The organism is Mesorhizobium sp. M7A.F.Ca.US.014.04.1.1 (assembly GCF_003998745.1).
Classification (GTDB): domain Bacteria; phylum Pseudomonadota; class Alphaproteobacteria; order Rhizobiales; family Rhizobiaceae; genus Mesorhizobium; species Mesorhizobium ciceri.
On record NZ_RZRW01000109.1, the window covers coordinates 1 to 12,840 of the forward strand.

The window sequence follows — 12,840 nt, forward strand, 5'->3', positions numbered from 1 at the left end:
GAATAGGGGAATAGGGGAATAGGTATTCCCTTCCCTACTCCCCTACTCCCCTACTCCCCTACTCCCTTACTAAGCTGCCAGATCGCGCAGCACGTATTGCAGGATGCCGCCGTTCTTGAAGTAGTCGAGCTCATCCAGCGTATCGATGCGGCAGATGATCGGCACGTTCTTCACCGTGCCGTCGCCATAGGTGATTTTGGCGATCATCGTCTGGCGCGGCTTGATGGTGCTCAGTCCGTCGATCTCGACCAGCTCGTCTCCCTTGAGGTTGAGCGATGCCCATGAGGTGCCTTCCTCGAAGACGAAGGGGATAACGCCCATGCCGACCAGGTTCGAGCGATGGATGCGCTCGAAGGACTGGGCGATGACCGCGCGGACACCGAGCAGATTGGTTCCCTTGGCCGCCCAGTCGCGCGACGAGCCGTTGCCGTATTCGACGCCGGCGAAGACGACCAGCGGCACGCCTTCCCTTTTGTACTCCATCGCCGCGTCGTAGATCGATTCCTCTTCCTTCGACGGGTAGTGAATGGTGTAGCCGCCCTCGCGGCCGTTCTCGCCCAGCATGTGGTTGCGGATGCGGATGTTGGCGAAGGTGCCGCGCATCATCACCTCGTGATTGCCGCGCCGCGTGCCGTACTGGTTGAAGTCGGCGACACCGACGCCGTGGTCGGTGAGATATTTTCCGGCCGGCGACGCTGCCTTGATCGATCCGGCCGGCGAGATGTGATCGGTGGTGATCTTGTCGCCGAACAGGCCGAGCACGCGGGCGCCCTTGATGTCGCCGATCTTGCCGAAACCTGATGTCATGCCGGCGAAATAGGGCGGGTTCTGCACATAGGTCGAGTTGTCGTCCCAGGCATAGGTCTGGCCTTCCGGCGCCTTGACGTTCTGCCAGTACTCGTCGCCCTTGAAGACGTCGGCATACTTGCGGGCGAACAGCTCGCGGGTGACGTTCTTCTCGATGAACTCCTGGATTTCGGCCGAGCTCGGCCAGATGTCCTTGAGGTAGACCGGCTCGCCGTTCTTGTCCTCGCCGAGCGGCTCTGTCGTGAGGTCCTTGGTGACAGTTCCGGCCAGCGCGTGCGCGACGACCAGCGGCGGCGAGGCCAGATAGTTGGCCTGCACGTCAGGCGAGACACGGCCTTCGAAGTTGCGATTGCCGGACAGGACCGCGGCGGCGATCAGGCCCTTGTCGTTGATGGTTTTGGAGATCGGCGCCGGCAGCGGGCCGGAATTGCCGATACAGGTGGTGCAGCCGAAGCCGACCAGGTTGAAGCCGATCTGGTCGAGCTCCTTCTGCAGGCCGGATTTCTCCAGATATTCGGCGACCACCTGGCTGCCGGGAGCCAGCGAGGTCTTCACCCACGGCTTCTGCTTCAAACCGAGCCGGTTGGCATTGCGGGCCAAAAGACCGGCGCCGATCAGCACGCTCGGGTTCGAGGTGTTGGTGCAGGAGGTGATGGCGGCAATGACGACATCGCCGTGACCGAGATCATGGTCGGTGCCTTCGACGGCATAGCGCTTGGAGATTTCGGCCGCCTTCTTGTATTCGGTCTCCATCGCCTTGGCGAAGCCTTCCGGAATGCCTTCCAGGGCGACGCGGCCTTCAGGCCGCTTGGGGCCGGCCATCGACGGCACGACGGAACCAAGTTCGAGCTCGAGCAGATCAGTGAAGACAGGGTCGGCCGAGCCGGTTTCACGCCACAGGCCCTGCGCCTTGGCGTAGGCCTCGACCAGCGCGATGCGGTCCTCGCTGCGGCCGGACATTGTGAGATAGCGGATGGTTTCCGAGTCGACTGGGAAGAAACCGCAGGTGGCGCCATATTCGGGGGCCATGTTGCCGATGGTGGCGCGGTCGGCCAGCGTCATGTTGGAGAGGCCCGGGCCGAAGAACTCGACGAACTTGCCGACGACCCCCTTCTTGCGCAGCATCTGGGTGACGGTGAGCACGAGGTCGGTGGCGGTGACGCCCTCTTTCAGCTTGCCGGTGAGACGGAAGCCGATGACTTCCGGCAGCAGCATGGAGACCGGCTGGCCGAGCATGGCCGCCTCGGCCTCGATGCCGCCGACGCCCCAGCCGAGCACGCCCAGGCCGTTGATCATGGTGGTGTGCGAATCGGTGCCGACGCAGGTGTCGGGATAGGCTGTGGTTTCGCCGTCCTCGGTGTTGGTCCACACCACCTGGCCGAGATATTCGAGGTTGACCTGATGGCAGATGCCGGTGCCGGGCGGCACGACGCGGAAGTTGCGGAACGCCTGCTGGCCCCATTTCAGGAATTTGTAGCGCTCTTCGTTGCGCTCATATTCCAGCTCGACATTGCGGGCGAAGGCCATCGGCGTGCCGAATTCGTCGACGATGACGGAATGGTCGATGACGAGGTCGACCGGCACCAGCGGGTTGATCTTCTGCGGATCGCCGCCGAGCGAAGCCATGGCGTCGCGCATTGCGGCAAGATCGACCACGGCCGGAACGCCGGTGAAATCCTGCATCAGCACGCGGGCCGGGCGATAGGCGATCTCGACGCCGGCGGTGCCCTTGTCGGTCAGCCAGCCGGCAACCGCCTGGATCGATTCCCTGGTGACGGAGCGGCCGTCTTCGTTGCGCAGCAGGTTTTCCAGCAGCACCTTCATCGAATAGGGCAGTTGCGAGATGCCGGTAAGGCCGTTCTTTTCGGCCTCGATGAGATCGAAATAGGCATATTCAGCGCCGCCTGCGGTCAGCGTGCGGCGGCAATTGAAACTGTCGAGGGATTTTGACACGTGCGATCCTTGTCTGTTCAGCCTGAAAGGGAACGGACGCCGATGGCATGCAATCACGCGCAAAGGTGCGGGTACGGCCATTTCCGCTGTCCGTTCCCAAGCAACCCGAGCCGTTCAAGGCGGCGCGTGCGCTGGTTCGGCGCTAATTCTGTTCCCGTGCCGACCGCTGGCACGGATGCACCGCATATAGAGAATTTTCTGGAATAGTTCTAGACAGTTGGAAAGCAATTTTGTGCGATGCGGCAGCGGCCGCGACACATGGTTTCAGGGCAGGCGAGGAATGCGGCTGATCGCCGAAAATCTGGGCGGCGAGCGAGGCGGCGACGCGGTGTTTTCCGGCATCGGCTTTGCCTTGGAGGAGTGTCAGGCGCTTATCGTCACCGGGCCGAACGGATCGGGCAAGTCGACCTTGCTGCGGATCATCGCCGGGCTGCTGCCGGCGGCGGAAGGCAGCGTGAGGATTGAGGGCGTCATGAAGGTCGAAGACGGGGGCGAAGCGTTTCCGTCTGTTGCCTCGGCCTGTCACTATCTCGGCCACCAGAACGCAATGAAGCCGGCGCTCAGCGTGGCGGAGAATTTGCGCTTTTGGCGAGACTTCAATGGCGACGGACAGCTCGGCGTCGAAGAGGCGCTGGAAACGGTCGGGCTCGGCGGCATCGGCCACCTGCCGTTCGGCTATCTATCGACCGGGCAGCGGCGCCGCGCGGCGATCGCCAGGCTTTTGGTCAGCCACCGGCCATTGTGGCTGCTGGACGAGCCGACGGCGGGGCTGGACAAGGCGGCGGAGGCGCGGTTTGCGGGGTTGATGGCGAGGCATTGCGCGGATGGCGGGATGATTGTCGCGGCGACGCATCTGCCGCTCGGGATCGAGGGGATGGAGTTGAGGATGGGGGAAGCCGGTTGATGGTGTCTGGGCGAAAGCATCTCAAACCATGCTAGCGCTCTTCCTGCGCGACATCCGCCTCAACATTCGTGCCGGCGGCGGAGCGCTGACCGGGGTCATCTTCTTCCTCGCCGTCATCGTCACCATCCCGTTCGGGGTCGGGCCGGACCTGAAGCTGCTGGCCCGCATCGGACCGGCCATCCTGTGGATCGGCGCGCTGTTGTCCTGCCTGCTCGGGCTCGACCGGTTGTTCCAGGCCGATCGCGAGGACGGTTCGCTCGATCTCCTGGTGCTCGGCAACGATCGCCATATGCTGGCTCTGACAGTGCTGGTGAAATGCCTGGCGCATTGGGCGGGCAGCGTGCTGCCGCTGGTCATTGCGGCTCCCTTGCTCGGCCTGTTCATGAACATGGAGCCGCTCGGCATCGGCGCCACGGCGCTGACGCTGCTGGTCGGCACGCCGGCCATCACGTTCATCGGCGCCGCCGGTGCGGCGGTGGCGGTGGCGCTGCCGCGTGGCGGGCTGCTGATCTCGGTGCTGGTGCTGCCACTGACCATCCCGGTGCTGATCTTCGGCGTTTCGGCAAGCTATGGGGCGACCGCCAATCCCGACCCGTTTCTGCAGCCCTTCCTCATTCTTGCCGCGCTGACCCTGTTTCTTGGCGTGCTGGGTCCGGTCTCGGCGGCGCTGGCGCTGCGCCATGGCACGGATTGACGCAGCGTATGACTGCGGCTCGGCGACCGATTGCGAAGCCGACGGAGCGAGGCTAAGGAAAAGCATGTCTAGACTGGGCGACATGATCGGCTTGGAAGGCCCCACTTCAGCGGGACCTGCCGCATGAGTGCGCATGCACTCTACGTGACCGCCGCCTATGGCATCACTGCCGTGGTGCTGGCCGGATTGATCGGCTGGATCCTGCTCGACCAGCGGGCGCGCAAGCGTGAGCTTGCCGAACTGGAGGCGTCCGGCGTGAGGCGTCGCTCCGACAAGGTCGCCAAGCCATGAGCACCGAAACGGAAACGCCGCCGCCCAGTCGTCGCCTGTTCGTGCTTCTGCCGCTGCTGATCTTCCTCGGCCTGGCCGGACTGTTCCTGTCGCAACTGCTGTCGGGGCGCGATGCTTCGGAAGTGCCGTCGGCCCTGATCGGCCTGCCTGCGCCGCAAACCAGCCTGCCGGCGCTGGAGGGCTCAAACCTGCCGGGGCTCGATTCGAAAACCTTCGCCGGCAAGGTCACATTGGTCAACGTCTTCGCGTCGTGGTGCGCGCCATGCCGCGAAGAGCACCCGGTGCTTCTGGCGTTGTCGCAGGATAAGCGTTTCACCATGGCAGCGCTGAACTACAAGGACCGGCCCGAAAACGCACGCCGGTTCCTCGGCGATCTCGGCAATCCGTTCCAGGCGATAGGGGTCGACGAAGCGGGCCGCGCGGCGATCGACTGGGGCGTCTACGGCGTGCCGGAAACCTTCGTCATCGGCAAGGACGGCAAGATCGCCTACAAACATGTCGGCCCGCTGACGCCCGAGACGGTGCAGGCGTTGCTGTTGCCGCAGATCGACAAGGCACTGGCGGCGCATTGATATTCAGGTGATGCCGGCCTGCAAACAGCGGCTTCCTGCGCTTCCGGTGCTCGCGTACCAAAAGTACGCTCCGCTCCGGTTCTCGGAAACCACCGTTTTCGACTCGGCCTGACCTGAATCTCAACGCACCTTGGCGGCGCGTCTTATCGGGCTTGAGATCAGCCGTAGATCTGCTTGTGGATCTGGTAGAGCATTTCCGAGCGGTCGGCGCGCATGTCGGCCAGATCGCGGCTGGAAAAGCTGTCGATTTCGGCGACAAGGCGGTTGTAGTGCTTGCGCTTGGCAATGCTGTTGCGAGCGCGGGTCATGAGACTGTCGAGGATCATAGCAAGGTTCCTTTTTGGCGCCGCATTTCGGCGGCGGTTTCTTCCTCCCTTGATCGATACGAAGCATGACATAGTAATGGTGCATTGCAAAAAGAAGATGTTGCAATGCACCATTGCGCTGGACGCATAGCCGGTTAATGCGGCGCTAACGTCATGCGCAGAGCCGGCAAGCGATCTTTTGTGGGACACTGTGCGTACCCACATTGCCTTCTGTCCCTCCGGCTGGCTTGATCCCTGTCATTGATGCCGGGAGGAAAGCATGGCGGCCGCAGACTATTATGAAATTCTCGATCCGCGCTTCGCGCGCCTGTTCAACGGCAACGCGCAGGTCGAGAAGCTGTTCACCGGATGCCAGTGGGCGGAGGGGCCGGCCTGGTTCGCCGCCGGCCGCTATGTCGTCTGGTCCGACATCCCCAACAATCGCATGCTGCGTTATGACGAGACCGACGGCAATGTCAGCGTCTTCCGGCAGCCGTCCGGCAACTCGAACGGCAACACCGTCGACCGGCAGGGCCGGCTGATCACCTGCGAGCATTCGGGCCGCCGCGTCAGCCGCACCGAGTTCGACGGCTCGGTCACCACGATCGCGGCCAAATGGAAAGGCAAGCGGCTGAATTCGCCCAACGACGCGGTGGTGAAATCCGACGGTTCCATCTGGTTCACCGATCCAAGCTACGGCATCGATACGGATTATGAGGGCGACAGGGCTGAGAGCGAAATCGGCGCCTGCCACGTCTACCGGGTCGATCCCGGCACCGGCGAGCTCGAAGCCGTCATCACCGACATGGTCAGGCCCAACGGCCTCGCCTTCTCGCTGGACGAGAGCAAGCTTTATGTCGTCGATACCGGCCGCACGCATGGCGCGCAGAATCCGGCGCATATGCGGGTGTTCAATGTCGGCAAGGGCGGCAAGAAAGTCTCCGGCGAAAAAGTCTTCGCCGACTGCACCGCCGGCCTGTTCGACGGCTTCAGGCTCGACGAGGACGGCCGCATCTGGACCAGTGCCGCCGATGGCATCCATTGCTACGATCCGGACGGCACGCTGATCGGCAAGGTCAAGGTGCCGGAAGTCACCGCCAATTGCGTGTTCGGCGGCAACAAGCTGAATTGCCTCTACATCGCCGGCACCACGTCGCTCTACATGGTGCGGCTGATGGTCAACGGCGCCAAGACATACTGAGAGTTGAACACTGGCGACCGTTCGACGGTTTCATCGAAGCGGGTCGTGAGCACGAACATCCCCGGGAGGACAAGAAATGCCATTCGTCAACATCCGCATCGTCAAGGAAGTGATCGCCGCCGATCCGGCGGGCAAGAAGGCGGATATCGCCAAGAAGGTCACCGCGGCCATCATGGACGCCACCGGGCTGAGCAACGACGATGTCTGGGTGGTTTTTGAAGAGGTCAACGCCCGCGATTGGTACGTTGGGAAGACCGATGTGGAGACGCTGCGAAAGGGGTAATGCGCGATCTTTCCTTCTCCCCTTTTGGGAGGCCGAGACGGTTGAGGGTGGGTGACGGATTGCCGTCAGTGCCAAGCTGGAACATCCCTCATCCGACCTCGCTCGCGAGGCCACCACCCTGGGGCGAGCCACGGGTCTCGCCCCGTCCTTCGGACCCACAAGGGGAGAAGGAAGAGAGGCCGCCGCTCAACGCGAGCGGATAAACTCCGCGAAGGCATTCAGTGCATCATGCATCGCCTGCCGGTTCGCCGGCGCCGCCAGGATGCCCGCCACCTCCGGCGGCTTCCTGCCGAGCAGGGCGATCTCCAGCACATCGTCGTAAAGCGCGAACGACATGGTGCGCATGATCTCAGCCAATGCGGCGCGGGCGAACAGCGAGCGCGGCGAGGCGTGTACCAGCATGGCGGGCTTGGCGACGGCGGCATCGCGCGAGACCAGCCAGTCGAGCGCGTTCTTCAGCCCGCCCGGCACGCCATGGGCATATTCCGGACAGGAGATGATCAGGCCGTCGGCTCGACTGACGGCATGGATCAGCTTGGAGGCTTCGAGCGGTGTCCGCTCGCCTTCATCGTCGGGATTGAAGATCGGCAAACGGCCAAGCCCGTCATGGACGGTGACGCGGCAGCCGGACGGCGCTTCGCGCGCCAGTGTGGCGATCAGCGCCGAATTTGTGGAGGCCGCGCGCAGGCTGCCGGAAATGGCAAGGATGTTCAGCAAGGTATGGAATCGGTCCAGACGCGAATCGCGTCCGCAAAAACTACCACATCGTCTTCTTGTATTCCTCGTCGAGCCAGCGGTCGGTCGCCTCGGCGGAATCGGCAACCGCCAGCTGATCGCGCATGATCTGGCCGAGCGTCGGCAGCGTCGCGCGGTCGTACCAGGTTTCCGGCTTCCACAAATCCGAGCGCATGAAGGCTTTTGCGCAGTGCATGTAGGCCGCCTTGACGCTGACCACGACAACGCTTTGCGGCTCCCTGCCGTCGACGGCGAGCCGTTCGCGCAAATTTGCGTCGACGGTGATGCGGGCATCGCCGTTGACGCGCAGCGTCTCGTTCATGCCGGGGATGAGGAAGAGCAGCCCGACCGGGGGATTGACGAGGATGTTTTCCAGCGTGTCGAGCCGGTTGTTGCCGGGCCGGTCGGGAATGGCGATGGTGGTGTCGTCCAGAACGGTGGCAAAGCCCGGTTTGTCGCCCTTCGGCGTCACGTCGGCATTGCCGGCACCGTCGGACGAGCCAATCAGCACGAATGGGCTCTTGCCGATGAAGGAGCGGCAATGGCCGTCAAGTTTTTTCAGCTCCTTTCGGATAGAACCGTCGGTCGGTCGTGGCGTCTTGTAGATCGTCCTCAACTGGTCGCGCGTGGTGACGAATTCCATGGCCCTTTCCCCTTATTTGCAGGCTCTATTTCCCGGCCTTCTCTTCTTTGCCGGTCTTGTCGTCCAGCGAATGGCGCAGGATCAGCGGCATCTGGCTGAAGGTGAACAGAAGCGTGATCGGCATGATGCCCCAGACCTTGAAAGTAACCCAGGCGTCGGTGGAAAAATTGCGCCACACCACCTCATTGACGATGGCCAGGAACAGGAAGAACAGGCCCCAGCGGAAGGTCAGCTTGCGCCAGCCTTCAGCGTCGAGGCTGAAGGCTGAATCGAAGACATAGCCAAGCAGCGACTTGCCGAAATACAGGCCGCCGAGCAGCACCCCGCCGAACAGCGTGTTGACGATGGTCGGCTTCATCTTGATGAAGATGTCGTCCTGCAGATAGAGCGTCAGCGCGCCGAAAATGAAGACGACGACGCCCGACACCATCGGCATGATCGGCAAGGTGCGGGTGAGCAGCCACGAGGCGATCAGCGCGATTGCCGTGGCGGCCATGAACAGGCCGGTGGCGACGAAGATCGGCCCGCCGAACTCGGCCAGAACAGGGAATTTCTGCACCAGCCATCCGCTGCGCGCATTGGCGAAGAAGAACACCATCAACGGACCCAGCTCCAGCACCAGCTTGAGCAGCGGATTGACGCCTTCCTTCTTCTGCTTCTGCGGGTCCGACGGATCGCGTTCGAGAATGGGTGGGTTCATGGAATCTCTTTCTTGCGCATGATCTGATCCAAAAAGTCTGCACCTTTTTGGGACATGCTTGTTAAGCTACTCCAGCGATCGCCCTGGCGAATTCGCTTGCTGAGAAAGGTTCGAGGTCGTCGACCTGTTCGCCGACGCCGATGAAATAGACCGGCAATTTGTGCTTTGCCGCGATCGCCACCAGAATACCGCCGCGCGCCGTGCCGTCCAGCTTGGTCATCACCAGGCCGTTGACGCCGGCGACATTGCGGAAGATCTCGACCTGGTTGAGCGCGTTCTGGCCGGTGGTGGCGTCGACCGTCTGCAGCACGGTGTGCGGCGCTTCCGGATCGAGCTTGCCGAGCACGCGGACGATCTTTTCGAGCTCGGCCATCAGTTCGGTCTTGTTCTGCAGACGGCCGGCGGTGTCGATGATCAGCACGTCGGAGCCGGCCTCTTTCGCCCGCTCGAATGCATCATAGGCAAGGCCGGCGGCATCGGCGCCGAGCTTGGAGGCGATGACCGGCGATTTCGTCCGCTCGCCCCAGATCTTCAGCTGCTCGATGGCTGCCGCGCGGAACGTGTCGCCGGCGGCGAGCATGACCGACAGGCCGCCATCGGTCAGCTTGGCGGCGAGCTTGCCGATGGTGGTGGTCTTGCCGGTGCCGTTGACGCCAACCACCAGGATGACATGCGGCTTGTGCGAGAGGTCGAGCTCCAGCGGCATGGCGACATGGGTCAGCACTTTTTCCACCTCGGCCGCCATGATGGCGCGGACCTCGGTGTCGGAAACGTCCTTGCCGTAGCGGCTGGCGGCCAGCGCGTCGGTAACGCGCAAGGCGGTCTCCATGCCGAGATCGGCGCGGATCAGCACATCCTCCAGGTCCTGCAAAGTCTCTTCGTCCAGCTTGCGCTTGGTGAAGACGCCGGCAATGTTGCCGGTCAGTTCCTTGGACGAGCGGGCAAGCCCGTCCTTCATGCGCTGGAACCAAGAGCGCCTCGGTGCCGGCTCCGGCGCTTTTTGCGGCTCGGCCTTCTGCTCGACCTTCTTGGTGACGGTCACCTTGCCGGGGGCGGCTTTCGGCTCCGGCGCGGGTGGTGGAAGAGGCTGCGGCTCGGGCGCAATTTCCGCAATGACCGGCTGCGATTCGATCGGCGCAGGCTGGCGAATGGGAGGTGCGATTTCGGCGGCGGGTGCTTCGGGCGTCGGCGCTGAAACTTCTTCCTTCTCCCCGTCGCTATACGGGGAGAAGGTGCCGGCAGGCGGATGAGGAGCGGCGCCGGCCTCTGAAGACGGCTGAAGAGGGGACGGCGCCGGTGTGGGCACCTCGATCGGCGCTGGTGTTTCTGCCGGAACCTCGGCCGGCGTCGGCACTTCGACTGGTGCCGGCTCCGGCCGCTTTTCCGGGCGTGACGGGACGATCTCCGGTTCGGCCGGCGCCGGCGCTGGGACTTCTTGCGGCTGCCGTTCGGGCGTGGGTTCGGGAGTCGCAGGGGTGAGCGGAACTTCCTCGGGCGCCGGCGGCTCTGGAGTCTCTGGCGCGGGCGCCGGTTCTTCTTTCGGCGCGGGCTCCGGCAGAGGTTCCGGCTCGGAGGGAACAGTCGGCTCCGGTGCTGGCGGGATGGTCGGCTCCGGCGCGGGCACCGGTTCCTCGACAGGCGCCGGTTCCGGCGCAGGAATTACCTCCGGCTCGACCGTCGGCGTCGTTTCTGCCTCGGGCCGCGGCTCATCGCGCTTCAAGAACTCCGGGACGACCTGTTCGGCCGCCGGCTTCAGCGCATCGAGTGCTTCCCATTTGATCGGCGGTAGCGGGGCGGTCTCGTCGATCCGTTCCTCGACCACCTCTTTCTTGCCGAACGAAAATATCTTCTTGAAAAAACCAGCCATGCTTTGCGTTTCTCAGGCGGCGCGGGCGGCAAGCGGCGCCGCGATCAGCCTGGTACCATCGTGGCCCGATATATCGGCCTCGACGATCTCACCCGGTGCGCCCGTGCCGAGTGCGGCAAGCGTAAAACCCTCGGTGCGGCCAAGGCCGTCTCGCTCGATCAGGATCGACTGACGCGTACCGGTGAGCAACGACAGATGCCTGACATAGGCAACTTCACCGGCGGCGCGCAGCCGGGCGGCGCGCTGCTTGACCACCTCGCGGCGGAGCTGCGGCATGCGCGCGGCAGGCGTGCCTTCGCGTGGGCTGAAGGGGAAGACGTGGAGATGGGTCAGGCCACACTCCTCGACAATTTTCTCCGAGTTCTCGAACATTTCGTCGGTCTCGGTCGGGAAGCCGGCGATGATGTCGGCGCCAAAGACGATACCGGGGCGCAGCTTGCGCACATCCTCGCAGAAGCGGATCGACTGATCGCGCAGATGCCTTCGCTTCATCCGCTTCAGGATCATGTCGTCGCCCGACTGCAGCGACAGATGCAGATGCGGCATCAACCGGGGCTCGGTGGCGATGGCGTCGAGCAAATCGTCGTCGGCCTCGATCGAATCGATCGACGACAGCCGCAGGCGCTTCACATCGGGCACCTGTTTCAGGATGGTCTTCACCAGTTTGCCGAGCTTCGGCGCGCCCGGCAGGTCGGCGCCGAATGAAGTCATGTCGACGCCGGTCAGAACGATCTCGGCATAGCCGTTGCCGGCGAGCCGCTTGACCTGCTCGACCACGGCGCCCATCGGCACCGAGCGCGAATTGCCGCGGCCGTAGGGAATGATGCAGAAGGTGCAGCGGTGGTCGCAGCCGTTCTGCACCTGGACGAAGGCGCGTGCGCGGCCCTCGATGGCGTCGACCATGTGACCTGCGGTCTCGCGTACGGAAAAAATGTCGTTGACGCGCGCCTTCTCGGTGTCGTTGACGCCGAAATCCGGCAGCGCGCGGTAGGAATTCGCGTTCAGCTTCTCTTCATTGCCAAGCACGAGATCGACCTCGTCCATGGCGGCGAATTTTTCAGGCTCGGTCTGCGCGGCGCAGCCGGTGACGATGATGCGCGCCTGCGGGTTGTCGCGGCGCGCCTTGCGGATCGCCTGCTTGGCCTGGCGCACTGCTTCGCCTGTCACGGCGCAGGTGTTGAAGATCACGGCGCCACCTTCCAACGCGCCGAGGCCCGCACTTTCAGCCTCGCGCCGCATCACCTGCGATTCATAGGTGTTGAGCCGGCAGCCGAAGGTGACGACATCGATCCCCGGGGACACCGGGCTCTTGGGCAGAGCGGACATCAGGCCGCGCTTTCAGTGTCGCGGGCCCATGTCCCGATCGACGGGTCGAAGTTGCCGGAAAATTCCCATTCGGCGGCGCCGGTCAGGACCACGTGGTCATCGTCGCGCCATTCGACATGCAGCGTGCCGCCGCCTGGCGTCAACAGACTGACGCTGCGGCCGGTCCGGTTGGTGCGGGCCGCGGCCACCACGGCCGCGCAGGAGGCCGAGCCGCAGGCCTTGGTCAGGCCGGCGCCGCGTTCCCAGGTGCGGATGATCATGGTTTCGGGCGAAGTAACCTGAGCGATGGTTATGTTGGCGCGCTCGGGGAACATCGGGTGGTTCTCGAGCAGCGGACCGAAGCGGTCGAGCTCGTAGGACCAGACGTCGTTGTCGACCCAGAAGATCGCGTGCGGGTTGCCCATCGAAACGACCGAGGGTGAATGCAGCACGGGGGCGTCGATCGGGCCGATCTGCAGCTCGATCATGCGGGTGTCGCGGAATTCCTCGGCCAGCGGGATATCCTGCCAGCCGAAGCGCGGCGTGCCCATGTCGACCGAGATCGAACCGTCGGCGGGTT

The 12,840-nt window shown here is 63.7% G+C and carries 14 protein-coding genes; 6 read left to right on the forward strand and 8 right to left on the reverse strand.

The genetic code is table 11. The features are described from left to right. Positions 1 to 69 precede the first annotated feature (69 nt). Complete coding sequence (gene acnA, locus EOA22_RS10205; protein ID WP_127389951.1) at positions 70 to 2,760, reverse strand: aconitate hydratase AcnA; 2,691 nt, start codon at positions 2,758 to 2,760, stop codon at positions 70 to 72. A 280-nt stretch (positions 2,761 to 3,040) separates the two neighbouring features. Between acnA and ccmA the strand changes: the two genes are divergently transcribed. From ccmA to EOA22_RS10225, 4 genes are all read left to right on the forward strand, one after another. Beyond that, a complete protein-coding gene (gene ccmA, locus EOA22_RS10210) occupies positions 3,041 to 3,664 on the forward strand; it encodes a heme ABC exporter ATP-binding protein CcmA (RefSeq protein ID WP_063169544.1) in 624 nt (207 codons plus the stop codon). Positions 3,665 to 3,692: 28 nt separating this feature from the next. Continuing rightward, the gene (gene ccmB / locus EOA22_RS10215; protein ID WP_024504965.1) at positions 3,693 to 4,358 is read left to right on the forward strand and encodes a heme exporter protein CcmB; all 666 of its coding nucleotides are present in this window, start codon (positions 3,693 to 3,695) and stop codon (positions 4,356 to 4,358) included. A 123-nt stretch (positions 4,359 to 4,481) separates the two neighbouring features. Then, positions 4,482 to 4,649, forward strand: a complete 168-nt coding sequence (gene ccmD, locus EOA22_RS10220) for a heme exporter protein CcmD (protein WP_013528831.1) — start codon at positions 4,482 to 4,484, stop codon at positions 4,647 to 4,649. After that, positions 4,646 to 5,221, forward strand: coding sequence for a DsbE family thiol:disulfide interchange protein (locus EOA22_RS10225; RefSeq protein ID WP_063169543.1), 576 nt, complete (start codon positions 4,646 to 4,648; stop codon positions 5,219 to 5,221). The genes ccmD and EOA22_RS10225 overlap by 4 nt, the downstream gene beginning before the upstream one ends. 158 nt (positions 5,222 to 5,379) lie before the next feature. Here the strand turns inward: EOA22_RS10225 and EOA22_RS10230 are convergent, their stop codons facing one another. Further along, positions 5,380 to 5,547, reverse strand: coding sequence for a hypothetical protein (locus EOA22_RS10230; RefSeq protein ID WP_013528833.1), 168 nt, complete (start codon positions 5,545 to 5,547; stop codon positions 5,380 to 5,382). 259 nt (positions 5,548 to 5,806) lie between these two features. Between EOA22_RS10230 and EOA22_RS10235 the strand changes: the two genes are divergently transcribed. Both EOA22_RS10235 and EOA22_RS10240 read left to right on the forward strand, forming a co-directional pair. Beyond that, on the forward strand, positions 5,807 to 6,727 hold the full coding sequence (locus EOA22_RS10235) for an SMP-30/gluconolactonase/LRE family protein (RefSeq protein ID WP_063169542.1): 921 nt from the start codon (positions 5,807 to 5,809) through the stop codon (positions 6,725 to 6,727). Between the two features lie 76 nt (positions 6,728 to 6,803). Beyond that, a complete protein-coding gene (locus tag EOA22_RS10240) occupies positions 6,804 to 7,010 on the forward strand; it encodes a 4-oxalocrotonate tautomerase family protein (RefSeq protein WP_013528835.1) in 207 nt (68 codons plus the stop codon). Between the two features lie 186 nt (positions 7,011 to 7,196). On the opposite strand, the gene EOA22_RS10245 is transcribed toward EOA22_RS10240, so the two are convergent. From EOA22_RS10245 to dapF, 6 genes are all read right to left on the reverse strand, one after another. Beyond that, the gene (locus EOA22_RS10245) at positions 7,197 to 7,727 is read right to left on the reverse strand and encodes an NADPH-dependent FMN reductase (protein WP_063169541.1); all 531 of its coding nucleotides are present in this window, start codon (positions 7,725 to 7,727) and stop codon (positions 7,197 to 7,199) included. 40 nt (positions 7,728 to 7,767) lie between these two features. Further along, complete coding sequence (locus EOA22_RS10250; protein ID WP_013528837.1) at positions 7,768 to 8,388, reverse strand: pyridoxamine 5'-phosphate oxidase family protein; 621 nt, start codon at positions 8,386 to 8,388, stop codon at positions 7,768 to 7,770. Positions 8,389 to 8,413: 25 nt separating this feature from the next. Further along, positions 8,414 to 9,088, reverse strand: coding sequence for a septation protein A (locus EOA22_RS10255; RefSeq protein WP_013528838.1), 675 nt, complete (start codon positions 9,086 to 9,088; stop codon positions 8,414 to 8,416). 61 nt (positions 9,089 to 9,149) lie between these two features. After that, the gene (gene ftsY / locus EOA22_RS10260; protein ID WP_013528839.1) at positions 9,150 to 10,955 is read right to left on the reverse strand and encodes a signal recognition particle-docking protein FtsY; all 1,806 of its coding nucleotides are present in this window, start codon (positions 10,953 to 10,955) and stop codon (positions 9,150 to 9,152) included. 12 nt (positions 10,956 to 10,967) lie between these two features. Next, positions 10,968 to 12,281, reverse strand: coding sequence for a tRNA (N(6)-L-threonylcarbamoyladenosine(37)-C(2))-methylthiotransferase MtaB (mtaB, locus tag EOA22_RS10265; RefSeq protein ID WP_063169540.1), 1,314 nt, complete (start codon positions 12,279 to 12,281; stop codon positions 10,968 to 10,970). Further along, positions 12,281 to 12,840, reverse strand: a 560-nt coding sequence (gene dapF / locus EOA22_RS10270; protein WP_127389952.1) for a diaminopimelate epimerase, incomplete at its 5' end; no start/stop codon positions are given. The genes mtaB and dapF, both read right to left, overlap by 1 nt.

Coding starts and splice junctions, on each gene's coding strand:
- ccmA (WP_063169544.1), top strand. CDS start 3,041: ATGCGGCTGATCGCCGAAAATCTGGGCGGCGAGCGAGGCGGCGACGCG.
- ccmB (WP_024504965.1), top strand. CDS start 3,693: ATGCTAGCGCTCTTCCTGCGCGACATCCGCCTCAACATTCGTGCCGGC.
- ccmD (WP_013528831.1), top strand. CDS start 4,482: ATGAGTGCGCATGCACTCTACGTGACCGCCGCCTATGGCATCACTGCC.
- EOA22_RS10225 (WP_063169543.1), top strand. CDS start 4,646: ATGAGCACCGAAACGGAAACGCCGCCGCCCAGTCGTCGCCTGTTCGTG.
- EOA22_RS10230 (WP_013528833.1), bottom strand. CDS start 5,547: ATGATCCTCGACAGTCTCATGACCCGCGCTCGCAACAGCATTGCCAAG.
- EOA22_RS10235 (WP_063169542.1), top strand. CDS start 5,807: ATGGCGGCCGCAGACTATTATGAAATTCTCGATCCGCGCTTCGCGCGC.
- EOA22_RS10240 (WP_013528835.1), top strand. CDS start 6,804: ATGCCATTCGTCAACATCCGCATCGTCAAGGAAGTGATCGCCGCCGAT.
- EOA22_RS10250 (WP_013528837.1), bottom strand. CDS start 8,388: ATGGAATTCGTCACCACGCGCGACCAGTTGAGGACGATCTACAAGACG.
- EOA22_RS10255 (WP_013528838.1), bottom strand. CDS start 9,088: ATGAACCCACCCATTCTCGAACGCGATCCGTCGGACCCGCAGAAGCAG.
- ftsY (WP_013528839.1), bottom strand. CDS start 10,955: ATGGCTGGTTTTTTCAAGAAGATATTTTCGTTCGGCAAGAAAGAGGTG.
- mtaB (WP_063169540.1), bottom strand. CDS start 12,281: ATGTCCGCTCTGCCCAAGAGCCCGGTGTCCCCGGGGATCGATGTCGTC.